This is a genomic window from Bradyrhizobium sp. USDA 4502, assembly GCF_054063355.1.
This window is the reverse complement of the sequence record NZ_JBSSGF010000001.1, coordinates 4,333,938-4,357,885: the sequence shown is the minus strand read 5'-3', so window position 1 is coordinate 4,357,885 and position 23,948 is coordinate 4,333,938. Positions and strand designations below refer to the sequence as shown.

The following is a 23,948-nucleotide window of genomic DNA, read 5'->3' as shown; positions in this document are numbered from 1 at the left end:
TGCGGCGCCCGGTGATCGCATCCTGGGGGAGGACGCGATGCGGTCGCTGTTTTGCCTGCTTGCCGCGCTGCTGCTGTGTGGTCAGCCGGCGCGCGCCTGGGAGTATTGGGGCGGCGACCGCGGCGGACAACGCTTCTCGCCGCTGACGCAGATCACATCAGACAATGTCGGCAAGCTGCTGCGCGGCTGGGAATTCCGCACCGGCGATCTCGATACTCGCCCGCCCGAGGTCATGAAGCGCACCAAGTTCGAGGTGACGCCGCTGTTCGTCGAGGACAGCCTGATCCTCTGCACGCCGTTCAACGAAGTGATCGCGCTCGATCCCGGCACCGGTGCGCAGAAATGGCGTTTCGATCCGAAGATCAGCATGGCGCAACGGCCGGCCAATCGCTTTGTCTGCCGCGGCGTCGCGTACTGGACGGATGATCGCGCGGCGGAAGGCGCCGCCTGCAAGTCACGCATCTTCACCGGCACCAACGACAGGCGCCTGATCGCGCTCGACGCCAGAACCGGCAAGCCTTGCGCCGATTTCGGCAACGGTGGCGAGATCAAGATCGACGTTGGCATGAAGCTGGAATGGCCGGGCGAGTTTCAGATCACGTCGGCGCCGGTGACGGGACGCGGCGTGGTCGTGGTGGGGTCCGCGATCGGCGACAACCGGCGGGTCGACGCGCCGCTCGGCGCGGTGCGCGCCTTCGATGCGCGAACCGGCCAGCCGCGCTGGAGCTTCGATCCGCTCGTGCATAATGGCGTCGAGGCCGGCCACAGCAATGTCTGGGCGCCGATGTCGGTCGACGAGGAGCGCGGCCTGGTGTTCCTGCCGACGACATCGCCCAGTCCGGACTTCTGGGGCGGCAAGCGCGCCGGCAATGACGAGCACGCCAATTCCGTGGTCGCGCTGCGGATCGAGACCGGCGAACTCGCATGGGCATTCCAGACCGTGCATCACGACGTCTGGGACTACGACCTGCCGGCGCAGCCGACGCTGGCGCGGATCGACACCGGCGATGGTCAGCGCGACGTCGTGATCCAGCCGACCAAGCAGGGCTTTGTGTTCGTGCTCGATCGCGACACCGGCAAGCCGGTGTGGCCGGTCGAGGAGCGCGCGGTGCCGCAGAACGGTGCCGAGGGCGAGAGGCTGTCGCCGACGCAGCCGTTCCCGACCCATGTGCCGCCGCTGCTGACGCAGCGGATGACGGCCGACGATGTCGACGGCCTGCTGCCGGGCACCGGGAGCTCGGCTTGCGAGACGCTGCTCGCGCAATCCCGTAATGAGGGCCTTTACACGCCGCCGTCGACGCAAGGCACCGTGATCTATCCGATGACAGGCGGCGGGGTGAACTGGGGCGGCGCGGCGTTCGATCCGGTCAATCAGCTCCTCTACGCCAATGTCAGTCATGCGGCGCACATCGTCACACTGATTCCGCGCGACCAGGCCAAGGGCTTCAATCCGCCGCCGGGTCATGAATTCGGCCAGCAGGAAGGGGCGCCGTTCGCGATGTCGCGGGCGCTGGCGAAGTCGGCGGTCGGGTCGCCCTGCAACAAGCCGCCATGGGGCGAGACGGTGGCGGTCGATCTCAAGGCCGGCAAGATCCTCTGGCATTCGTCGGTCGGCACCAGCGAGGATCTCGCGCCGCTCGGCATCGCGCTCAATACCGGCACGCCGCTGGTCAACGGCGTCGCGATCACCGCGGGCGGCCTGGTGTTCACCGGCGCGATGGATGCCTATCTGCGCGCGTTCGATGCCAGGTCGGGAAAGCAGCTGTGGCTCGGCCGGCTTCCGGTGCCGGGCGTCGCCAATCCGATGACCTATCTCTGGAAGGGCGAGCAGTACGTCGTGATCGGCGCCGGCGGCCATTCCGAAGCCGGCACCTCAATCGGCGATAGCGTGGTGGCGTTTCGCCTGCCGCGCCAGGGCGAGGATGCTTCGCTGTGGACCCCGCCTGATCGATCGTCCCGGCGGGCGGTTCACCGCCAAGGCTGTGGCCGGCGGTCTTGTGCTCGTCGCCATCGTCGCGCTGTTGTGGCGCTGGCGGCGGAGCCGTCGCTCGCGATCCGCTTAGGTGCGGCCTGCCGCAGGCGCGCCGCCAAAATATCGAAAACAACCCCATGCAAAGGAGCCAGCGGCTGCCGGCGTTCGAAACGCAACGTTCGAAACGCAACTTGACACGTCGGGCAAATCAGGGCTATATTTCCACTATTCCGAAATTGTGCAAGCATCGCCTCGCTCCGCTAAAGCGCGATGAATTCAGGTTCTTCGCCGCCTCTGACTGGTCCGGTATTGGGTGCAGTCCGGACTTCTCATCAACGATCCTCGACCGCCGCATTTGACCCATCTCCGACATCATCCCTCCGGCACCCCGGCTACGCGCATGCCCTCGCAAAGGCGCTCTTGTCCCGCGAGATAAATAGGATTGTCGCTTATCTTGGCGGCGCGCAAGCGGCGGATCGTAAAGCCTGGGTTGAGCGCAAATCCCGCTTTCGCAGCAGTTCGCGCCTCATCCAGCGCGCCGAGCAAGCCCAAGGCAGCGGCGAGCGAAAAATGGGCAAGAGGATGAGTGCGGTTGGCCTCAATGCTTCGTCGCAGCCAACTGACCGCTTCGGCATCCGCACCGAGCTGTAGCTTTGCAGTGCCCACAAAACGCATCAACCGGTTGGCAACGAGATCGCGAGGGGACAGACGGAGAGCCTCGAGTACATGGCCTTCAGTCTCGGTAGGACAACCCATATAGAGTTTGGCTAAACCGATAACGCCATGAGCATAAGCCAAATTGCGATCAAGTGCTAATGCCTGCTCGCATTCGGTAATCCCTTGCGCGGCGCGGTTTGTGTTAATGTAGACGAGTGCGAGTATCAGACGGGCCGCGGCAATGTTGGGAGCTAGTGAAAGTGCTTTGATCGCGTTCGCTTCGGCTGCCGAAAGAAGCGCGGCTCGCTCGTCCGTTAGCAGGTCGGCTCCCACTGTCAGATCGACGTTTGCCATGCCGATCAACGCCCAAATCGCTCCGGCCCCTCGGGGATCGATCACCAAAGCACGCTCAAAAAAGCCGCGCGCCCGGGTCGCGTGTTCAAGGGTCGGCCCGTTGTAGAAGCAGGCAGTACCCTGAAAGAACAGGTCTATTGCGTCGGGGTGCAGCAACCGCTCCGCCTTTCGTGCCTCGACTACAAAGAGCTGGACACCTAACGAGTTGGCGAGCCTTGATACGATTTCGTCCTGCATATCGAAAAGATCGGCGACAGGTTTTTCGAAGCGCTCGGCCCAAAGATGTTTGCGGCTTTCTGCATCGGTGAGCTGCACGTTCACTCGAAGCCGCTTGCCGCTGAGCTGCATGGAACCTCCAAGCACGTACCGGACGTTCAACTCGCGGCCGACTTGCCGTACGTCGATTGCTTTGCCCTTGTACGAGAACGCGCTGTTCCGGGCGATTACGAACAAGCCACTGATGCGCGACAAGTCTGTCGTTAAGTTCTCGGTTACACCGTCGACGAAATAGTCCTGTTCAGGATCGCCGCTGAGGTTGGCGAATGGCAGCACAACGATGGAAAGACGAGGCGGTGAAAGCGCGCTCGATTCCGTGCGGTGAGATCGTGTCGTTGGGCCGGATTCATCCCACGTCACGGCATAGGTCCGGACCGGGCGGGTGATGTTTTTGAAGTTTTGATCGCCCAAATCGACGAACTCAACGCCGACCTTGCCTCGCACTTGATCGTAGGCAGAAGACGAGATGCAGATGCCGCCCGGCTCTGCGAAACCTTCAAGCCGCGCCGCGATGTTAACGCCGTCCCCGAATATGTCATGGGCCTCGACGATTACGTCGCCGATGTTGACTCCCACGCGGAAGGCAACGCGCCTTTCTTTCTTCTCTTGGATTGTTAGTTCCTTGATGTGGGTCTGAAACTGTATGGCGGCTCGGACAGCCTCAACTGAGCTTGTAAACTCCGCCAAGAACCCATCGCCAGTGTTCTTCACGATACGTCCGCCGTGTTCAGCGATTGCTGGCACAACAGCGTCCGCCAGGAGCGCTGTCAATTTGGCGTGTGTCGTCTCCTCGTCATCGTGCATGAGCCGCGAATAGCCAGCCACATCGGCGGCTAATATCGCCGACAACCTCCGCTCGACAGGGAATGGCCGCTCCTGCACCATGGCTCTCAACCCAACCGACGAGATATTGTACGACGGATCGGGAGATCGGGCTACACTGCTAATATCGCCTGATGGCCTCGAGCGGACATTCACCGCAGCATCGCCGATGTCGGCTTTTGAGAGCGACACCGACCTCGCTATCCCCGCTCGCATACACTGGATTCTCGACTACACGCCCTGTTCTCATCACGCTTTAGCGCGGCGCCGTCACAAATCAGAAACACGAATTCTCAATCCGTGCACTGAAGCGACGTGCAGGCAAACTTGCGCGATGCCGTGCTTGCGTTCGATGTAACGCATCGCTTACGGGTCGCGGGCGGACACGCTGGCTTTCCCAGCGACCGGTTCATTCCAGATCATTGCCCATGGAGATTGCGATGAAGATCACTGCCTCGATCATGCTTGCCGCCGCGCTCGCGCTGTCGTCGACACCGGCCAGCGCGGCCGTGCTCGATCTCTCGACCATGACCTGCAAGCAGTTCGTCGACGGCGGCGACGACACCATCAAGATGGTGCTGGTGTGGATGGACGGCTGGTACAAGGGCGATTCCGACGAAGCGATCATCGACACCGACGTGTTCACCGAGAACGCCAAGAAGTTCGGCACCTATTGCGGAAAGAACCCGACGATCAGCATCGTTAATGCGGCGGAGGCCGTGCTCGGCAAGTAAATCTTGCAGCGTGATTAGCCTGAACCCTCATGGTGAGGAGCGCGGAACGCGCGTCTCGACGGAATTGGTTTACTCAGCTTGCTCAGTGTCATCACCCGCGCATGCGGGTGATCCAGTATTCCAGAGACGGTCGTGCTTGAGCCGATAGGCCGCGGCGTACTGGGTCGCCCGGTCGAGCCGGGCGACGACAACAGTAGATGCGGACAAAGCCTCACATCTCTCAGGATGACGGTGAGGCAGCGTAGTTCATTCCACGCGCGTCGCCTCAGCGTCCTATCCCGGCAGCATCGCGAACGCGCTCGACACCATCGCCACCGGCTTGTTGTCGGTGGCGGAAGATAGCGTGACGCGACCGAAGCTCATGGTGCGGCCGAGCCGGACCACGCGAGCGTCGGCCAGCACGTCGGACGCCGTCACCGCGCGCATGAAATGCGTGGTCTGGTCGACCGTCGTCATCGGCCGGTAGCCCTTGTTGGCCGCGAGGTTGGCGAGCACCATCGCGGTGTCGGCGAACGCCATCAGCGCCTGGCCGCAGACGATGCCGCCATTGCGGCACAACCGCTCGGAAAACGGCATGCGCAGGATGGCGCCGGGCTGCCAGTCGGCATCGCCGGCAGGCGGCGTGATGTCGAACTGCTCGATCGACAGATTGAGGTCCTGCACCCATGGCGCAAAGACGTCGCCGAGCACGCGTTTCGCGTCGTCGATCCCGAATTCCTCGGCTTGCTGCTGCATGACGTCCCGTTCCCTCTGTTGATGCTATCTATCTTGTTCTAGTTGCGCGTGACATGCACGGCCGGCGTGTTGCCCGCATTCCACTTGCCGTCGATCGCCCGTTCGATCTGGGCGGCGAGCTGCAGCAACAGCCCGTCACTCGCTTGCTTTCCGATCGCCTGAATGCCGAGCGGCAGGCCGTGCTCGTTGGTCGCGAGCGGCAGCGAGATCGCGGGGATGCCGCAGAGATTGGCGAGCGGCGTGAAGGCGAAGTTGCGCCAGAGATTGCCGAACCAGTCCAGCACCGACGGATTGTCGCTGATGGTGAGATATTCCGTGGTGCCGACCTTCGGCGTCGGCAGTGCCGTGATCGGCGTCAGGATGATGTCCCAGTCCTCGAAGAAGGCGCCGAAGCCGCGCGAGGTGGTGTTGAAGACGGCCTGCATGCGTGCGCGATCGGCGAAGCTGAAGTCGCGGCCATGCTCCCAGATGCGGATGTTGATCGGCTCGATCAGCTCCGCCGGCGGCCGCTCGAGGCCGCGCGCGGCGAGCATGTTGCCGATCACGACGGCGAAATTGCTGATGTAGCAGGTGGTCTGCGCCGCGAAGGCTTCCCGATAGTCGATCGCCGGCAGTGCGTAATCGACCTGATGGCCGAGGCCTTCGAGGAAACGTCCGACCCGCTCGAGCTCGGCTGTGATGTGCGGCGTCGCGCGATAGTCGCCCCATGTGTGCGACAGCGCGATTCTGAGCCGGCCGGGATCACGCGCGATCATCGCGGCATATGGCTCGGGCGAGGTCCAGAACGGCATGAACTCGCCGGGCGCAGGTCCCCGGCAGGCATCGACGAAGCCAGCGGTGTCGCGCACCGTGCGCGACTGGCAGCCCTGGATCGAGACCAGCCCGGTGAGATCGGACAGATGCGGCGCGAGCGAGAACACGCCGCGCGAGACTTTCAGGCCGATATTGCCGTTGACCCCGGCGGGAATGCGGATCGAGCCGCCGCCGTCGGTCGCATGCGCGATCGGCACCGCACCGGCGGCGACCATCGCCGCGCTGCCTGCCGACGAGCCGCAGGTGGTGTAGTCGGTGTTCCAGGGATTGCGCGTGACATAGACCGCGGGATTTTCCGCCGAGCTGCAGACCCCGAACTCCGGCGTCGTGGTGCGGCCGATCAGATTGAGGCCGGCCTTGCGCATCTTCGCCGTCAGGAAGGTATCCGCCGCGGCGCGATTGCCGCGCATCATCAGCGAGCCCATCTCCTGCAGCCGTCCCTTCAAGGTCGGGCCGAGGTCCTTCATCAGGAAGGGCAGGCCGGCGAACGGGCCGTCGAGGTCGGCGCCGTCGCGTGCCGGATCGGCGATCACATCGTCGAACAGCTCGACGACGCCGCAGAGCGCGGGATCGACCTTGGCGACGGTGCTGGCTGCCTGCGACGCCAGCTCACGGGGCGTCAGCTCGCCGTTCCGGACGCGCTCCGCGAGCGCCGTCCCGTCGTGCTGCGTCCACTCGTCCCAGCTCATCGCCAAAGTCATTTGATCGATTCCTTTTCTGCTTTGTTGCGCAGTGTAATTTGCGCGGCCGCCCGGTCAAACCAGTGCGCGCCGGCAGCCCGTCCGACGCGCGCTTGCGCTCCGACGCGCACTGCGCTGCGCTCCGACGCGCACTGCGCTGCGCTGCAAGCGCCGTGCCCGGCTTGAAAATGCCCCAGTTTCGGCGCCCAGTCGCCTGCTCGCGAGTGGTGGGGGCGTACATGTTCCGCAGGTTGGTGGTGCTCGGCGGCGTGGTTGCGATCGGACTTGCGCTCAGCGGTTGCACGCGCTGCGGTCCGATCTGGGACGACTGGATGCAGTCGCCGAAATCCTGCAAGTCAGACCATCTCTAGGGGCATGATCCGGAAAAGTGGAAACCGGTTTTCCGAAAAAGATCATGCTCAAACAAAGAGATGAGATCATGATGCGATTCCGTGGAAACGCATCATGATCCAGGGCCGGGGCGGGCGCGCTTGGCGGCGGCTTTCTTGCGGTGATATACCGCCGACGAAAACGCAGGGAGTGTTCTTATGAGAGTTTTGAGCGCAGTTGCGGTTGCGGTGCTGCTGTCGGCGCCGGCCTATGCGCAGATGCCGAACGTCAACCTGATGCCTGAGGTCAAGACCAGGACCCAGGAGGAGAAGGAGCAGGACGCGGTCAGGGACAAGGCCTACAAGGACTCGCTCAGCAAGATTCCCGATGCCAAGGGATCGTCCGATCCCTGGGGCGTCGTGCGCAGCGATCCGCCGAAAGCGGCCGCCCATCCCGCCAAGCCGAAGACCAAGACCGGAAGCTCGGCGCAGCCGGGAAGCGCCGCGCCGCGCAGCCAGTAACGCCCATTCGGAGCGACGTCGTCCGTCTCCCGCAGACTCGGATTCTCCCGCCGCCGCCCCTATATTGGGGTGTCGTCAGTTGGTCCGGAGTTGCGGAATGGTGTCTCGTCCGCGCGATCTCGCCAGCCGGATGGCCGAGCGGCGAAAGCCGGACGACGGCTATCTGCGCGAGACCTTCAGCCTGCCACGCGATCAGGCCCGCGTGAGGGCGCGTGACTTTCTCAAGCGCTACCCGAAGGCGGCCTATATGAGCGCCGTCGAGAGCTGGCGCGAGCTTCCCGGCGGCGACATCGAGTTCACGATGCGGCGGCTGGCCAGCGCGGATTGAAGCGTTTTCGAGCGAAGCGGGCGCCGGTTCGTGTGTTCTAATTTTAATTAGAACCGAAGCTCTGCAGGCCAGCGCGTCAGGGCACCGGGGCGTGCACGATAGACTGTGCCTCAGTCCCCATTGCTGCCGCGGGTCCGTTTCCGCCCCAGATTGTTCAGCTCGCGATCAATCCGCAGTTGCACGCGGCGGATTGCCAGAAGATCGAGCTTTGCTTCGGTCTTGCCCGTGAAGACGCGATCGCCGATCTGGAAGCGCCATTTCCAGACGCCGGCCATCAGCTGAGTGACGCTGAACTCGATGCCCCTGTGGATCATCTGTAACGGTTCCGCGAATGAAGGGCGGTCGTCGATATTTAAACCATTAGTTGTAGTAATGATCAGCACCCGTGAAAAGATCGTGTGAAAGGCCGCGCCCGTTCGAGCCGTTGTTGTGGATTCCGGAAAGGATTCGTCCGCCGGCAGCGTCGCCACGGAACGGTCGCCAGCAATGTTGGCTGCCCAGCGCCGCGCAATTCGCGTTGGTTGGGCAGGCCAATCTTACGAACACTGGCGGAACCTGAGTCTTCCGTCGAACGCTACGGAGTTTTTCCAGGGCTCAGGAGGGGTACGAAGGTAGTATGCAGATTGTGCCAGCCGTTATCGGACGCCGTCGAGCCTGTCAGGTTAACCTGTTGATTATCAGGGGAACTTCGGGCGCGAAGCATGTCGCATGGCCCGGAACTTTGTTCTTGGCCGGAGAACTACGGAATTTTAAACGGCCCCGACAGGGGGCCGCCAACCCGTCCCGGAGGCGGGTTTTCCTCCAGCAGTCGGGGGGCTACCTGTCTGGCTGGGGGCCCTGAAATAAGGGCACTGCCGGGTCGATTGTTCCAGTAAACATTCCGCGAGAACAGATCGCGACCCGCAGGAAATTATAGGGCCAGAACATCTGAGGGCCTTCTCAGTAGTCCTACCGAGAACATCGGCTAACCCTTGGTTACGACGGGGTTAAACCCAAACCGGGCCACTCGAAAAATCAAACTGTGAATGGAAACAGGCCGGCACCGGTCCGTTGGTGCTGGCCTAGTTAGGACGCTCGCTTGGGGAAATCAGGACACTCATTCACTTATGCAAATGCCCTTCCGCGCCATGGAGGTTCTAGCTTGAGGTGGGGGTGTCCAGAATCTTTCCCTACCCCACGGGCGCTCCTCGGCCTCAGCCTCCCTGTCGGGGTGGTGGGGCCGTTTGTTTATGTAGAATCCAGTTCAGCTGGGGCCGCAACACTCGGAGCGGTCCCTGCCCAGTAGCGGCGCGGTGAGGCGGCCTCAGCGTTCGTTCCAACGCGCTGGGGCCGTTTCTTCAGGACGCCTGATGCCGGCGAACTTCTCCGACCGCCATGTTGAGAATTGGGATGTGATCGGCGGCCACCTGTCGCTGAATGAGGCTAACAGCCCATCCCTCCGGGATTGCATCCAGCACTCGGTCAACGGCTTCTTCGCGCGAGGTCGCGGCGAGCCAGATTTGGACCTCGCCGTCATCGGTCGTCACGCGGACTAGATGAACCTCGGTCGCCTGTTGCATGAGCAATAAAAGCGGCATCGTGGGAATCGTTTCAAAAATCTTCGCTTAAGTTAAGGCTGGAACCGCAATTAGGGCGCTGACGCTGACATGCCTACTTTAATGCGGACACGAAGGCCGTGGCGCAAGCTCCCTGTGTGTTCAGGCTCAGTCACCACGACGGCGTCGAGTACAGCTTCAGGGCGTTGGCGGCGATATCGTTCGTAGCGCTCATCGTAGGCATAGGCGCCCTGTTGATCGGGTGAGCCTGTCATCTCATGGATGATCCAACCGCCTTGGCCTCAGCGTGTACCCCCTCGCTGGGGCCATTCTTTGGACTAAGAAAAAAGCCCGGCTCGCGCCGGGCTTCATAGTTCAAGCTGACCTGCGAGATAGCGCCGCTTCTCGACTGCCGCGATGTCGAGAGCCTTTCAGCACCTCATTCACGCGACCGGGATTCACGTCATATGTCGCAGCGATTCGACGGGAAGGGCCTGTAATGAAAGAGGCCGCCAAGGTGGGGCGGCCTCTTTCTCACATGAGTATTGCAATCGCAGCGATAGCAATGGGGCACAGCCCCAGCACCACAATGCTCGCTCTAAAAAGTAGGTCACTGGTCATGACACAACCTCTGCGTGAGGTTGGAATCTAACTCGGGATGACCACCAAAACAAAGTGCAGTTTGTGCCACGCTAGGAAATTAATCGTGCGCTAGATGAGAATAGGCCGTCAACTGAGGTGGCCCTTTACTCTCCCAGCTCTCTGCGGATTCGGTCGCGGTGCTGAACGTGCAAAACCTGGCATGAGTAGAAGTTATCCAGAAGCTTCTTCGCTTCCGCTAGATCATGCCCGTGATTGGCAAGGTGCTCGATCAGTTCCTCTTGCTCGGCGATGTGTCGCTCGCCTTGGGCAATATGCTGCTCGGCTTGCTCCAAATGGCGAAGCTGCATCTCGCGGTGCGCTATTGTGGAATGGTTCGGCATGGCCGCGCTCCCTTCCTATGCAGGCGGGAGCGCTGTTGGTCTCTCAGCCACCGACGCCTACGGGCAAAGCCTTGGCCGGTGATGGTGATATCGTATCACGTTCCGTTGCCCCCGGTTCGTTCTCTCAAGATTAAATTCCCTGATCTCGGTCAAAGGCGGGACGGGGATAGAACATCCGATGGGGTGCCTCGGTAGTCCTACTGAGAACACCGGCCAAGCTACGGTTTCCGTTCGCTTAATCCGAACTAGGACACTCCAAAAATCAAATTAGGGTACGGGGGCTTAAAGACGGACAGCACTTGGTCTGCTGGTGCTGTCCTAATTAGGACACCCGCTGCCGGGAACTAGGACACCTTCCGATCCGTTACAGAAGTCGATCCCTTATCGCTGGGAGGGATGATTTCAATGCGGCTGTATTCTGATCGGATAGACGGTGTGGAGATTGCTCTCGTCGGTCTCGTGGCGGTCTCGTTCATCTCGCTTCTTGCCAGCATAGTGTGGCTTCTGTTCGCGTGATTAACCCTCCGCTCGCTGGGGCCGTTTCTTTGGGGCCCCAAAAAGCCCGGCTCGCGCCGGGCTCTCGGATCATGCGGCTACTGCATGAATCTCTTGCAATAGCTTACGACCGTATCGGGACTGCTCTAGCCGGCCACCTGTTTCTGAGACGGCGCGGTTGACCTGCCTTACCATCTTCGCGCGGATTACGCTTTCTAACGTCAGCGATCCGCGCTTGTACATCCATCGAGCCACATGGAACCAGTCCCATAGCGGGCTCTCACTTGTGATGCGCGAAACAGGGGCAGGGAAGTCCTGACCGCGCTCGCCCTTCGCAAATAGAGAGATGGCGGCCCGCGACATGTTGGTCCTGTCGGCGATGTCTGACAGGCTCACAAGATAGTCCGGCTCAATGTGCTCAACGACCGCGCCAGTCTTTTGTACGTCCACAATGGCTGAGACAAGGGCGTGGATAAAATTCCGAGCCTCGCGCTCGAACTCAACAAGAATGCGGCCCTTCACAAATGCAATAGTGGCGTCGTCGCATCCAGCTTCGAAAAACTTATCCTCGAAATCAGGAGAGTTTGGATCGAGACCCGAAGCGATGATGGTGAACTCATACTTTTTCATCTTCATCTCCCGCACGTACAACGATCAACTGATCTCTTCAAAGACCTTGCATGCCCCTCTGCATTTTTTGGAGTTGACCAAATACTGACTTGGCATCCTTCGCGTGTATGATGGGCGCAATACATTCGGCCCCACGCGTGCCCATTAGAGATTGTAACCGTCCAACCTGCTGCTTCTGCATATTGAACGGCCCCCTCGATTTCCTTGTTTGGATGCCTTGGCCTACCGGCCATCGACACACCCAGAACTTAGGCATGTGTAAACAGTTGTCAACACCTAAATGTTCCTGAAAAATTACGGTTTCTTCAATAGTTAATGAGTTGTGTTCAATTCGTCACACAACTCCAATCTAGCTTTGGCCTTTGCCCCCATCAATTACCCGGAAGTTCCGCTGTACGCGAACCGGCCGGTTGGGCTCCAACGGCAGCACGGCGTCCAGCAAATCACCAATCGTCCAGACCCGCTCAGCAATGCCCAGCGCGACCGCCGGCGTGGTCCGCAGTGCCTCATGTACGCGGCACAGATTGTAGTGGGCCACGTACAGGCTCACCGTTGCGGCATGGTGAACCATGTCTATTATCCACTTGCTCAGAGCAGCGGGAAAATCTTCGAACTTCTCAAGGCGCATAAGACGCGCGGAGGAGATCGAGCGAAGAAGCTATTTCAGCTTTTGAATATCATCGGAGCGCGCGCGCTGGGCAGGCACCTAGGGCGAGTGCTGGAAATGGCAGAGTCCTCCGAGGATAAACAGGAATACGAAAACAAAATCGCCAAACGATTTGGTTTCGAACATCAGCTTGAGTTGCCAATCCCGTTGCCGCCTGATGCACCGAAAGAGGCCGCCAACTGAGGCGGCCTCCGTTTTTCACATCAATAGGACGATAGCCACTATTGCGATGGGGCTCAGCCCGAGCGCCACAATGAGCGCATTGAAAGGTAGGTCACTGCCCATGACACAACCCCTGCGGTTGGGGTTGAAATCCTATTCCTGAATGCCGGATAGCCGCTAGTGCAATTTGTGCCACGGCAACGCGCCATGGGGTGGTAAAATGCCTGGTTCTCGGAGCATACTAGCCTTTATGAGACAGTGGCTAAAAACGGCGCTGATGGTTCTCGGCTTATGCGCAGGCTGGATGGTCGTCGGTTTACTGACCGTCGATGACGACGACGAATTCCGCCAAGTCATTGCGATTTACAAACCGCGCTAACAGACGCCGGCTGTTCCGCTCGTTGAGCTAAATCAAGAACAGATAGCGTCCCACGGAAATTGATGGAGCCAGAACATCCAATGGCGCTCTCGGTAGTCCTACTGAGAACAACCGCCAAGCTACGGTTTCCGTTCGCTTAATCCGAACTAGGACACTCTGAAATTCAATTTAGGACACGGGGGCTTAAATACGGACAGCACCGGTCTGCTCGAAGAACATATTGCGAACATAGAACAAACGTGGTACGTAGGTTCCCATCAACAATGCATTCCGCCTGATCTCATCGCCCGTTTGTCCCGCTAGCGAATCCCCGCAATAAGGAGCACATCCCAAATGTCCGCCACTGCACTGCGTATCGTCGAAGGATCCTCCATGGACAAGTCCAAGGCCCTCTCAGCCGCGCTCTCCCAGATCGAGCGCCAGTTCGGCAAGGGCTCGGTGATGAAGCTCGGCAAGAACGACCGTTCGATGGATGTCGAGACGGTGTCGTCGGGATCACTCGGGCTCGATATCGCGCTCGGCGTCGGCGGTCTGCCGAAGGGACGCGTCGTTGAGATCTACGGGCCGGAATCCTCGGGCAAGACCACGCTGGCGCTGCACACCGTGGCGGAAGGGCAGAAGAAGGGCGGCATCTGCGCCTTCATCGACGCCGAACACGCGCTCGACCCGGTCTATGCACGCAAGCTCGGCGTCAACATCGATGAGCTCTTGATCTCGCAGCCGGACACCGGCGAACAGGCGCTGGAAATCTGCGACACGTTGGTGCGTTCCGGCGCAGTCGACGTGCTGGTGGTCGATTCGGTTGCGGCGCTGGTGCCGAAGGCCGAGCTCGAGGGCGAGATGGGCGATGCGCTGCCGGGCCTGCAGGCCCGCCTGATGAGCCAGGCGCTGCGCAAGCTGACCGCCTCGATCAACAAGTCCCATACCATGGTGATCTTCATCAACCAGATCCGCATGAAGATCGGCGTGATGTACGGCTCGCCGGAGACCACCACCGGCGGCAACGCGCTGAAGTTTTATGCCTCGGTTCGTCTCGACATCCGCCGCATCGGCGCGATCAAGGAGCGCGACGAAGTCGTCGGCAACACCACCCGCGTCAAGGTGGTGAAGAACAAGCTGGCGCCGCCCTTCAAGCAGGTCGAGTTCGACATCATGTATGGCGAGGGCGTTTCCAAGATGGGCGAGATCCTCGACCTCGGCGTCAAGGCCGGCATCGTCGAGAAGTCCGGCGCCTGGTTCTCCTATGACAGCCAGCGGCTCGGCCAGGGTCGCGAGAATTCCAAGGCGTTCCTGAAGTCGAATCCCGACATCACCGCCAAGATCGAAGCCGCGATCCGGCAGAACTCCGGCCTGATCTCCGAGCAGATCCTCGCCGGCACGCCCGAGCGCGACGCCGAGGGCGAGGAGCCGACGGAAGAGTAAGCCTCCAGCATGATCCGGAAAAGTGCGAAGCGGTTTTCCCTCGCGACAAACGCGAAGCGTTTGCGCGGAGATCATGCTCAAGCGATCACATGACTTCCCTGCAAGCGGGCGCTGAGGACGTTGAGTTGCCGACGTCCTCGGCGCCCGTTTGGTTTTGTGTGTCTTTTGTAAAGCAGTTGATCCTCAGCTTGCGGTGCTGATGCCATCCCGCGTAGCCGGAGAGCATCGTGACAAGTCTGATCCTGGCGACAAGTGAACTCGCGAGCTATCGCCTGAGGCAGGCGGGAAGGGCGGACATCGTCGTCGGGTTGAGGCCGCGCTTCGTTTGGGGGAAAATGCCCTCGTCGGATGACCTCACGACCCTGCTGGAACCGCGTTCCGCAAAGCACGTCGATTTCGACACGCACTGGCTCGACTTCGCCAGTTCAAGATGGACCGGCTCGATCGGTCGGGACATTGGGCTTGTCGAGTTGTGCGAGCGTTGCGATAGCGTCGAGCTATGGGCTGATCCCCAGCCGAATGACCAGTTGGTGCTGGCCTGGTTGCTCGACGTGCTCCGCCCGCACCGCCACATCGTAGCGAAGCTCAAGCTGGTCCAGACCGATGTCGAGATCGGCAGGTACCGAGGCGAGAGCTTGGCGAAATGGCGATTGCCTGCACTTGCGGTGACCGATGATCGGCTGGAATTGGCCGGTCGCGCCTGGACTGCCTATCGCGCTCCGACGCCCGAGCCCTGTTTCGACCTTCTCATGCAGGATCTGTCGGCCATCCCGCAGCTCCGCGCGGCACTGATTGCGTTGCTCGAGGAGCTACCCGGGCAAGACACCGGCCTCGGCGCGTCCGAACTGCGGATGCTGGATCTCGTCGCCGACGGCGAGACAAGCCCACAGGTCCTTTCAAGCGAGCTGAACAGGGAACGCGGCGTGTTCGATTTTCAGGAAGCGGAGCTGATCCTGGACCGGCTCGCCTATTGTCCATCACCGGTCCTGACCGGATTCCCCGCGGAGATCGAAGCGCCCGACGATCTGAAGGCCCGAAACAACCGACTCCTGCACAGTCGGCTGTCGCTCACCGATTTCGGCCAGGAAGTGTCGGATCGCGAGCTCGACTTCAGCCAATACAACACGATCCATCGCTGGTGGGGCGGCACCGAACTGACCAATGAGCGGCTGTGGCGCTGGGACGCCGAGAGCCGAGCCTTGGTTGCCCCGTAAGCCTGATCCGCACAACGTGTGTGCGCAATCAGCCTATGCCTATGCCAGCGTCTTCTCCCGGCTTGCGATCAGTGCCCGCAAATCCTCGGCCACCGCGACCGACTGATGGGTCTTCTGATCGGTCGCGACCCAGATGATCTCGCCGGTGGCGCGCAGTTCATCGGAGCCCTTGGCGAAGATCGCGAGCGCAAGATTGATCGAGGAGCGGCCGATCCGCGCGACGCGGACGCAGACCTCGATGTCCTCGTCGAACCGGATCGGCGCCTTGTATTCGACGACCGATTTCACAGTGTGGAAGTCGATGCCAGTCCGCGCCACCTCGCCGAGATAGTCGTAGCCGAGCGCGCGGAAATATTCGGTGATGGCGGTGTCGAAATAGGTGAGGTAGTGGGCGTTGAACACCACCGCCTGTGCGTCGACCTCCGAATAGCGGACGCGAAACGGGAAATGGAACCAGAATTCCTCGCGCATGTTTCCTCCTGCCGCGGGCGGGCCAGTCCGTCATTCCGGGGCGCGACGAAGTCGCGAACCGCAGATGCGCAATGGGCGCATCGGGGAATCCAGAGGTCGTGGATCGAGATTCCCCGGTGCGCAGTTGCGCACCTGAGGTTCTCGCTTCGCGAGCCCCGGAATGACACCGAGTGAATCAGGCGTCAGAGACGCAACGCCACATAGCTGCAGTAGCTCCTTACTCCGCCGCCTGCGCGTAATCCTCGACCGGCGGGCACGAGCACACCAGATTGCGGTCGCCATAGACGTTGTCGACGCGGCCGACCGGGCTCCAGTATTTGTCGGACCGTGACACGCTGGCCGGGAAGCAGCCCTCGGCGCGGGTGTAGGCCCGGTTCCAGACATCGTCGGCGATGTCGTGCACGGTATGCGGCGCGTGGCGCAGGGGCGAGGCCTCGACCTTCCAGCGGCCCTTCTCGATCTCCGCGATTTCGTCGCGGATCGCGATCATGGCGTCGCAGAAGCGGTCGATCTCGAACTTCGATTCCGATTCCGTCGGTTCGATCATCAGCGTGCCCGCCACCGGGAAGCTCATGGTCGGCGCGTGGAAGCCGTAGTCGATCAGGCGTTTTGCGATGTCGTCGACGGTGACGCCGCTGGTCGTCTTCAGCGGCCGCGGATCGACGATGCACTCATGCGCAACGCGGCCGCGCTCGTTGCGGTACAGCACCGGAAAGTGCGGCTGCAGCCGTGCGGCGATGTAGTTGGCGTTGAGGATCGCGATCTCGGTGGCGCGCGTCAGACCTTCGCCGCCCATCATCAGGATGTAGATGTAGGAGATGGTCAGGATCGACGCCGAGCCAAACGGCGCGGCCGACACCGGGCCGATGGCGTGCGCAGTTGCCCCGTCGGTTGCGGGATGGCCCGGCAGATAGGGCGCAAGATGCGCCTTCACGCCGATCGGGCCCATGCCGGGGCCGCCGCCGCCATGCGGAATGCAGAAGGTCTTGTGCAGGTTGAGATGGCTGACATCGGCGCCGTAATCGCCGGGCCGCGACAGTCCGACCTGCGCGTTCATGTTGGCGCCGTCGAGATAGACCTGGCCGCCATGGGCATGCACGATGTCGCAGATCTCGCGGATATGCTCCTCGAACACGCCGTGGGTCGACGGATAGGTGATCATGACCGCGGCAAGGTTGGCGGAGTGCTTCTCCGCCTTGGCGCGAAGATCATTGACGTCGACGTCGCCGCGCGCATCGCACGCGACGACCACGACCTCCATGCCGACCATCGCAGCCGAGGCCGGATTGGTGCCGTGCGCGGAGGAGGGGATCAGGCACACCTTGCGGTGCGGCTCGCCGCGCGCGAGGTGATAGCAGCGGATCGCCAGCAGCCCGGCATATTCGCCCTGCGCGCCGGAATTCGGCTGCAGCGAGACCGCGTCATAGCCGGTGATGTCGCACAGCCATTGCTCCAGCCGCTTGAACAGCGCGTGATAGCCCTTGGCCTGATCCGCCGGCGCGAACGGATGCAGATTGCCGAACGCCGGCCAGGTCAGCGGGATCATCTCGGTGGTGGCGTTGAGCTTCATCGTGCAAGAGCCGAGCGGGATCATCGCGCGGTCGAGCGCGAGGTCACGATCGCTGAGCTTGCGCATGTAGCGCAGCAGCTCGGTCTCGGAACGATGCGTATTGAACACCGGATGGCTGAGGAAGGCGCTGGTGCGCCGCAGCTCCTTCGGCAGCGCCTCGTGCGCGCCGGCCTCGATCTCGGCATAGCTGAGCTTGCCGCCGAACACGCGCCACACCGCCTCGACCGTCTCCGGCGTCGAGGTCTCGTCGAGCGCGATGCCGAGCGTGGTCGCGCCGATCCGCAGATTGATCCGTTCGGCCTGCGCGCGGGTGACGAGCTCGATCTGCTTGCTACCTGCCTCGACGGTCACGGTATCGAAGAACGCTTCGCTGGTCGGCGCAAAGCCGAGCTTGCGCAGGCCGGCGGCGAGCACGGTGGCGCGACGATGCACGCTGCGTGCGATATGGGTCAGGCCCTCGGGACCGTGATAGACCGCATACATCGAGGCGATCACGGCGAGCAGCACCTGCGCGGTGCAGATGTTCGAGGTCGCCTTCTCGCGGCGGATATGCTGCTCGCGGGTTTGCAGCGCGAGGCGGTAGGCCGGCGCACCGCGCGAATCGACCGAGAGGCCGACGATGCGGCCGGGCAGCGAGCGCTTCAGCGTGTCGCGCACCGCCATGTAGGCGGCGTGCGGTCCGCCATACCCCGTCGGCACGCCGAACCGCTGCGCCGAACCGATCGCGATGTCGGCGCCGAGCTCGCCGGGCGAGGCGAGCAGCGTCAGCGACAGCAGGTCCGCCGCGACGATCGCAAGCGCGCCCTTGGCGCGCAGCGACGCGATCGCAGGCTTAAGGTCGCGTACCGCGCCCGATGTGCCCGGATATTGCAACAGCGCGCCGAGCACATCGGCGTTGTCGAGCTCGGTCAGGGGATCGCCGACCACCAGCGCCCAGCCCAGCGGCGCGGCGCGCGTGCGCATCACCGCCAGCGTCTGCGGATGCACCTCCTTGTCGACGAAGAACACCTTCGCTTTGACCTGCGAGTGGCGCTCGGCGAGCGCCATCGCTTCCGCCGCGGCGGTCGCCTCGTCGAGCAGCGAGGCGTTGGCGACGTCGAGCCCGGTGAGATCGCAGATCATGGTCTGGAAGTTGAACAGCGCCTCGAGCCGGCCCTGGCTGATCTCCGGCTGGTACGGCGTATAGGCGGTGTACCAGGCCGGGTTCTCCAGAATGTTGCGCTGGATCACCGCGGGCAGGATGGTGCCGGAATAGCCCTGGCCGATCAGCGAGGTGAACACCTGGTTCTGCGCGGCGAGCTCGCTCATATGCGCGAGCGCCTCGGTCTCGCTCAGCGCCCGGCCGAGATCGAGCGGCGCCTTCTGCCGGATCGACGCCGGCAGCGTCTCGTTCATCAGCGCCTGCAGGCTCGCGGCGCCGACCGTCTCCAGCATCGCGTTGACGTCGCGCGGCGACGGTCCGATGTGGCGGCGCACGAAATCGGTGGCGGCTTCGTTGATCGGCTTGAAGGGCGCGTTCATGACGTGATCCTCGGGGTGATCCTTTAGGCGGTGTGCGCGGCGTAGGCGGCCTCGTCCATCAGGCCGCCGAGCTCGCCCTTGTCGGCAATCTTCAGCTTGAAGAACCAGGCCTTGCCGCCGGCGTCGGAATTGACCAGCGCGGGCTCGGCGGCGAGCGCGTCGTTGACCTCGACCACCTCGCCGGCGATCGGCGCGTAGACGTCGGAAGCGGCCTTGACGGATTCGACGACAGCGGCGGCCTCGGCCTTCTTCAGGCTGCGGCCGACCTTGGGCAGTTCGACGAACACGACGTCGCCGAGCTGCGACTGCGCATAGTCGGTGATCCCGATCGTGGCGACGTCGCCCTCGATGCGGAGCCATTCGTGGTCGGACGTGTACAGCGTCGTCATGGGGTCGATCCTTTGGCGTTCAGCGTTTGTAGGTATTGGGGACGAAGGGCGTAGCGGCGACTTTCAGCGGCAGCCGCTGGCCGCGCACTTCGGCGAAAACGGTGGTGCCGACGGCGGAAAGGGCCGTGGGCAGGTAGCCCATCGCAACCGGCGCATTGAGGCTCGGGCCGAAGCCGCCCGAGGTCACCTTGCCGATCTGCTCGGTCGAGCCGGCATCGGCGAACAGCGCGGCGCCTTCGCGCACCGGTGCGCGGCCGTCAGGCTTCAGGCCGACCCGTCGGCGCGCAGCGCCATCTGCGAATTGCGCGAGAATTTTGTCGGCGCCGGGGAAGCCGCCGGCGCGGGCGCCGCCGCTGCGGCGAACCTTCTGCACCGACCATTCCAGCGCGCCTTCGACCGGCGTCGTCGTGGTGTCGATGTCATGGCCATAGAGGCACAGCCCGGCTTCGAGCCGCAGGCTGTCGCGCGCGCCGAGCCCGATCGGCAACACGTCGGGATTGTCGAGCAGCGCGGTGACCAGGGCTTCCACCTTGTCTGCGGGCACCGAGATCTCAAAGCCGTCCTCGCCGGTATAGCCGGAGCGCGAGACGAAGCAGTCGACGTCGCCGACGCCGCGCGGACCGGCATCCATGAATTTCATCGAACTGACATCCGCACAAAGATTCGCCAGCGCCGATTCGGCTTTCGGGCCCTGCAGCGCGATCAGCGCGCGGTCGGCCAGCGAGATGATCTCGCAGGCGTCGGAGAGATGCGCGCGGAGATGCGCCTCGTCCTCGGCCTTGCAGGCGGCGTTGACCACCAGGAACAGGTGATCGCCGAAATTCGCCACCATCAGGTCGTCGAGCAGGCCACCGTCATTGTTAGTGAATTGCGCGTAGCGCTGCCGTCCCGGCGCGATACCGACGATGTCCTGCGGCACCAGTTTTTCCAGCGCGAGCGCGGCATCCGCGACCTTGCCAGATTTGGCCCTCAGCACGAGCTGGCCCATGTGCGACACATCGAACAGGCCGGCTTCCTTGCGGGTGTGCAGGTGCTCCTTCAGCACGCCGGCCGCGTATTGCACCGGCATGTCATAGCCGGCGAACGGCACCATCTTGGCGCCGCGCGCAAGGTGCAGCGCGTGCAGCGGGGTCTGTTTCAGCGGGGAGGTTTCGCGCGCAAGCATCACAGGGCCCTCGCGGTTCCCGCCGGGGACCTATTTCCCCTTGAGAAACCTGCAGAAAGCCCCATCTGTCGCTGTGCCTGAGAGTATTATCCCGTCGGCGGACGCATCGGGGCGAACCCCAGCGTCTCTTTCCAGATGTCAGACGTCACGCGGTCCTTTTGCCTGAGAGTTTCCGGGGCGGTTGCTCCTTCGGCGCCGGCGGTAAGGCCGGTCTCTCCCGACGTGACTAGGTATAGGTAGGTAGAAAACACGGCGCCACCAAGACTGTCAACGCAGCTGCAGCAACTATCCAATGGGCTTTGTGCTGCCGCGGCAAGCCCATGATCCGCCTGCACAGTTTCTGGACACCGCAGCTGGCAATGTCTAAAAGCGTTCGGCCGGAAAATGACGCCTTTTTGCGGCTGGCCGGCCCCTTTTTCCGATTGGATGAACATGAGCAGCGTCAACGACATCAGGTCGACATTTCTGAACTTCTTCAAGGAGAACGGGCACGAGATCGTGGCCTCGTCGCCGCTGGTTCCGCGCAACGACCCGACCTTGATGTTCACCAATGCCGGCATGGTGCAGTTCAAGAACGTCTTCACCGGCGTCGAGAAGCGCGGCTACCAGCGCGCCACGACGTCGCAGAAGTGCGTGCGCGCCGGCGGCAAGCATAACGACCTCGACAATGTCGGCTACACCGCGCGCCATCTCACCTTCTTCGAGATGCTCGGCAACTTCTCGTTCGGCGATTACTTCAAGGAGCGCGCGATCGAGCTCGCCTGGAATCTGATCACCAAGGATTTCGGGCTGAAGAAGGACAAGCTGCTGGTCACCGTCTACCACACCGACGACGAGGCGGCCGGCTACTGGAAGAAGATCGCGGGCTTCTCGGACGACCGCATCATCCGCATCCCGACCTCGGACAATTTCTGGGCGATGGGCGACACCGGCCCGTGCGGACCGTGCTCCGAAATCTTCATCGACCGCGGCGAGCACATCTGGGGCGGCCCTCCGGGCAGCCCGGATGAGGATGGCGATCGCTTCCTCGAATTCTGGAACCTGGTGTTCATGCAGTACGAGCAGGTGACGAAGGAGGAGCGCGTAGCGCTGCCGCGTCCCTCGATCGACACCGGCATGGGGCTCGAGCGCATGGCCTGCATCCTGCAGGGCGTCGAGAGCGTGTTCGAGACCGATCTGTTCCGCAATCTGATCGATGCCGCCGCGTCTACCCTCGGGCACGGTCCGAACGAGCAGAACGTTGGGTCGTATCGGGTGATCGCGGACCATCTGCGCTCGTCCGCGTTCCTGATCACCGACGGCGTGCTGCCGTCGAACGAGGGCCGCGGCTACGTGCTGCGCCGGATCATGCGCCGCGCGATGCGCCATGCACAGCTCTTGGGCGCGAGCGAGCCGCTGATGCATCGCCTGGTCTGGGCGCTGGTCCGCGAGATGGGCCAGGCCTATCCGGATCTGGTCCGTGCGGAGAAGCTGATCGAGGAGACGCTGCGGCTGGAGGAGACGCGCTTCCGCAAGACGCTGGCGCGCGGCCTGTCGATCCTCGACGAGAAGAGCGCCGGCCTCAAGAAGGGCGACATGTTCGACGGCGACACCGCGTTCACGCTGTACGACACCTACGGCTTCCCGCTCGATCTGACGCAGGACGCGCTGAAGTCGCGCGGCATCAGCGTCGACCAGGCGTCGTTCACCGACGCGATGGAGCGGCAGCGCGTCAAGGCGCGTGCCTCGTGGGCGGGCTCGGGCGAGGCGGCGAGCGAGGCGATCTGGTTCCCGCTGCGCGAGAAGCTCGGTGCGACCGAATTCCTCGGCTACGAGACCGAGAGCGCGGAAGGCGCGGTGACGGCGCTGATCAAGGACGGCGCCGAGGTCGAGAGCCTGAAGGCCGGCGAGAGCGGCGCGATCGTGCTGAACCAGACCCCGTTCTACGGCGAGTCCGGCGGCCAGGTCGGCGACACCGGCGTGCTGACCGGGGAGGGCGTCAAGTTCCGCGTCACCGACACGCAGAAGAAGGCCGGCGATCTGTTCGTGCATCTCGGCACGGTGGAGCAGGGCACGCTCGGCGTCGGCACCACATTGCAGCTCGAGGTCGATCACACCAGGCGCTCGTCGATCCGCGCCAACCATTCGGCGACGCATCTGCTGCACGAGGCGCTGCGCCAGGTGCTCGGCGATCACATCGCGCAGCGCGGCTCGCTGGTCACGCCGGACCGGCTGCGCTTCGACTTCGTGCATCCGAAGCAGATCACGCCGGAAGAGCTCGCCCGGATCGAGGACATCGCCAACGATGTCGTGCTGGAGAATGACGAGGTCACGACCCGGGTCATGGGCGTCGACGATGCCCGCGAGGCCGGCGCCCGCGCGCTGTTCGGCGAGAAATACGGCGACGAGGTTCGCGTCGTGTCGATGGGCAAGGGCGCCCGCGATCACGGCCAGAACGCGCTTGGCTGGTCGGTCGAGCTCTGCGGCGGCACCCATGTCCGCCGCACCGGTGACATCGGCATGATTTCCGTGACCAGCGAGGGCGCGGTCGCGTCCGGCGTGCGCCGTATCGAGGCGCTGACCGGGCATCATGCGCGCAAGCACGCCAACGACACCATCGCGCTGGCCAAGACCGCGGCGCTGGAGCTGCGCACCACGATCGACGACGTGCCGGCGCGCATCACAGCTCTGATGGAAGAGCGCAAGAAGCTCGAGCGCGATTTGTCCGACGCCCGCAAGAAGCTCGCGATGGGCGGCGGCGGTGCGTCGAACGGCGCCGCCTCAGCCGTTCGCGAGGTCGGCAATGTCAAGCTGCTGGCGCGCGCGGTCGAGGGCGTCGAGACCAAGGATCTCAAGAGTCTCGTCGACGACGGCAAGAAGCAGATCGGCTCGGGCGTGGTCGCGATCGTTGGCGTCACCGAGGACGGCAAGGCCGGCATCGTGGTCGGCGTCACCGCCGATCTGACCGCGCGGTTCAACGCGGTCGAGCTCGTGCGCAAGGGCTCCGAGGTGCTCGGCGGCAAGGGCGGCGGCGGCCGGCCCGACATGGCGCAGGCCGGCGGGCCCGACGGCGCCAAGGCCGACGCCGCGCTGTCGGCGATCGAACAGGCCATGACTCAACAGGCATCGGCCGGCGCCTGACGG

Annotated in this window: 20 protein-coding genes, 1 pseudogene and 1 riboswitch; of the genes and pseudogenes, 9 read left to right on the top strand and 12 right to left on the bottom strand. The window is 62.9% G+C overall.

Going from position 1 to position 23,948, the window contains the following annotated elements; all coding sequences use genetic code 11:
* Positions 1 to 37: 37 nt before the first annotated feature.
* A pseudogene (locus ACVW1B_RS20275) lies at positions 38 to 2,063 on the top strand (pyrroloquinoline quinone-dependent dehydrogenase).
* A gap of 281 nt (positions 2,064 to 2,344) precedes the next feature.
* On the opposite strand, the gene ACVW1B_RS20270 reads toward ACVW1B_RS20275, so the two are convergent.
* Positions 2,345 to 4,144, bottom strand: coding sequence for an adenylate/guanylate cyclase domain-containing protein (locus ACVW1B_RS20270; protein ID WP_253609960.1), 1,800 nt, complete (start codon positions 4,142 to 4,144; stop codon positions 2,345 to 2,347).
* Positions 4,145 to 4,521: 377 nt separating this feature from the next.
* On the opposite strand from ACVW1B_RS20270, the gene ACVW1B_RS20265 reads away from it, so the two are divergent.
* Positions 4,522 to 4,815 (top strand): HdeA/HdeB family chaperone, encoded by a 294-nt coding sequence (locus ACVW1B_RS20265; RefSeq protein WP_456822092.1) that lies wholly within the window; start codon positions 4,522 to 4,524, stop codon positions 4,813 to 4,815.
* A gap of 273 nt (positions 4,816 to 5,088) precedes the next feature.
* Here the strand turns inward: ACVW1B_RS20265 and ACVW1B_RS20260 are convergent, their stop codons facing one another.
* Both ACVW1B_RS20260 and ACVW1B_RS20255 read right to left on the bottom strand, forming a co-directional pair.
* On the bottom strand, positions 5,089 to 5,550 hold the full coding sequence (locus tag ACVW1B_RS20260; protein ID WP_253607905.1) for a PaaI family thioesterase: 462 nt from the start codon (positions 5,548 to 5,550) through the stop codon (positions 5,089 to 5,091).
* 38 nt (positions 5,551 to 5,588) lie between these two features.
* Positions 5,589 to 7,064, bottom strand: coding sequence for an amidase (locus ACVW1B_RS20255; RefSeq protein ID WP_456822091.1), 1,476 nt, complete (start codon positions 7,062 to 7,064; stop codon positions 5,589 to 5,591).
* 218 nt (positions 7,065 to 7,282) lie between these two features.
* Between ACVW1B_RS20255 and ACVW1B_RS20250 the strand changes: the two genes are divergently transcribed.
* The 3 genes from ACVW1B_RS20250 (at position 7,283) to ACVW1B_RS20240 (ending at position 8,222) form a co-directional block, all read left to right on the top strand.
* The gene (locus ACVW1B_RS20250; protein ID WP_253607907.1) at positions 7,283 to 7,414 is read left to right on the top strand and encodes a peptidylprolyl isomerase; all 132 of its coding nucleotides are present in this window, start codon (positions 7,283 to 7,285) and stop codon (positions 7,412 to 7,414) included.
* 177 nt (positions 7,415 to 7,591) lie between these two features.
* Positions 7,592 to 7,894 (top strand): hypothetical protein, encoded by a 303-nt coding sequence (locus ACVW1B_RS20245; protein WP_076828393.1) that lies wholly within the window; start codon positions 7,592 to 7,594, stop codon positions 7,892 to 7,894.
* Between the two features lie 97 nt (positions 7,895 to 7,991).
* Positions 7,992 to 8,222, top strand: coding sequence for a hypothetical protein (locus tag ACVW1B_RS20240; RefSeq protein WP_016848527.1), 231 nt, complete (start codon positions 7,992 to 7,994; stop codon positions 8,220 to 8,222).
* Positions 8,223 to 8,332: 110 nt separating this feature from the next.
* Here the strand turns inward: ACVW1B_RS20240 and ACVW1B_RS20235 are convergent, their stop codons facing one another.
* The 5 genes from ACVW1B_RS20235 to ACVW1B_RS20215 form a co-directional block, all read right to left on the bottom strand.
* The gene (locus ACVW1B_RS20235; protein ID WP_253609962.1) at positions 8,333 to 8,536 is read right to left on the bottom strand and encodes a hypothetical protein; all 204 of its coding nucleotides are present in this window, start codon (positions 8,534 to 8,536) and stop codon (positions 8,333 to 8,335) included.
* Positions 8,537 to 9,559: 1,023 nt separating this feature from the next.
* Positions 9,560 to 9,799 (bottom strand): hypothetical protein, encoded by a 240-nt coding sequence (locus tag ACVW1B_RS20230; protein WP_253607908.1) that lies wholly within the window; start codon positions 9,797 to 9,799, stop codon positions 9,560 to 9,562.
* Between the two features lie 704 nt (positions 9,800 to 10,503).
* Positions 10,504 to 10,740, bottom strand: a complete 237-nt coding sequence (locus ACVW1B_RS20225; RefSeq protein WP_253607909.1) for a hypothetical protein — start codon at positions 10,738 to 10,740, stop codon at positions 10,504 to 10,506.
* Between the two features lie 585 nt (positions 10,741 to 11,325).
* On the bottom strand, positions 11,326 to 11,865 hold the full coding sequence (locus ACVW1B_RS20220; protein ID WP_253607910.1) for a hypothetical protein: 540 nt from the start codon (positions 11,863 to 11,865) through the stop codon (positions 11,326 to 11,328).
* 349 nt (positions 11,866 to 12,214) lie between these two features.
* Positions 12,215 to 12,436: a hypothetical protein gene (locus tag ACVW1B_RS20215; protein ID WP_253607911.1), complete on the bottom strand. Its 222-nt coding sequence runs from the start codon at positions 12,434 to 12,436 to the stop codon at positions 12,215 to 12,217.
* On the opposite strand from ACVW1B_RS20215, the gene ACVW1B_RS20210 reads away from it, so the two are divergent.
* The 3 genes from ACVW1B_RS20210 (at position 12,425) to ACVW1B_RS20200 (ending at position 15,709) form a co-directional block, all read left to right on the top strand.
* Entirely contained in the window at positions 12,425 to 12,715 is a 291-nt protein-coding gene (locus ACVW1B_RS20210; protein ID WP_456822090.1) for a hypothetical protein, read from the top strand. The genes ACVW1B_RS20215 and ACVW1B_RS20210 overlap by 12 nt on opposite strands.
* A 691-nt stretch (positions 12,716 to 13,406) precedes the next feature.
* Entirely contained in the window at positions 13,407 to 14,495 is a 1,089-nt protein-coding gene (gene recA, locus ACVW1B_RS20205; protein ID WP_092090369.1) for a recombinase RecA, read from the top strand.
* 227 nt (positions 14,496 to 14,722) lie between these two features.
* Positions 14,723 to 15,709, top strand: coding sequence for a hypothetical protein (locus ACVW1B_RS20200; RefSeq protein WP_253607913.1), 987 nt, complete (start codon positions 14,723 to 14,725; stop codon positions 15,707 to 15,709).
* A gap of 39 nt (positions 15,710 to 15,748) precedes the next feature.
* Here ACVW1B_RS20200 and ACVW1B_RS20195 read toward each other — a convergent pair whose 3' ends face one another.
* The 4 genes from ACVW1B_RS20195 to gcvT form a co-directional block, all read right to left on the bottom strand.
* Complete coding sequence (locus ACVW1B_RS20195) at positions 15,749 to 16,180, bottom strand: acyl-CoA thioesterase (RefSeq protein WP_310883390.1); 432 nt, start codon at positions 16,178 to 16,180, stop codon at positions 15,749 to 15,751.
* A 217-nt stretch (positions 16,181 to 16,397) separates the two neighbouring features.
* A complete protein-coding gene (gene gcvP / locus ACVW1B_RS20190; protein ID WP_456822089.1) occupies positions 16,398 to 19,271 on the bottom strand; it encodes an aminomethyl-transferring glycine dehydrogenase in 2,874 nt (957 codons plus the stop codon).
* A gap of 23 nt (positions 19,272 to 19,294) precedes the next feature.
* A complete protein-coding gene (gene gcvH / locus ACVW1B_RS20185) occupies positions 19,295 to 19,660 on the bottom strand; it encodes a glycine cleavage system protein GcvH (RefSeq protein ID WP_253607916.1) in 366 nt (121 codons plus the stop codon).
* Positions 19,661 to 19,679: 19 nt separating this feature from the next.
* The gene (gene gcvT / locus ACVW1B_RS20180) at positions 19,680 to 20,825 is read right to left on the bottom strand and encodes a glycine cleavage system aminomethyltransferase GcvT (protein WP_456780255.1); all 1,146 of its coding nucleotides are present in this window, start codon (positions 20,823 to 20,825) and stop codon (positions 19,680 to 19,682) included.
* Positions 20,826 to 20,966: 141 nt separating this feature from the next.
* Positions 20,967 to 21,055: riboswitch (glycine riboswitch) on the bottom strand.
* Positions 21,056 to 21,257: 202 nt separating this feature from the next.
* Between gcvT and alaS the strand changes: the two genes are divergently transcribed.
* Positions 21,258 to 23,945 carry an alanine--tRNA ligase gene (gene alaS / locus ACVW1B_RS20175; protein ID WP_438072633.1) on the top strand — a complete coding sequence of 896 codons (2,688 nt, stop codon included), beginning with the start codon at positions 21,258 to 21,260 and terminating at the stop codon, positions 23,943 to 23,945.
* Positions 23,946 to 23,948 lie beyond the last annotated feature (3 nt).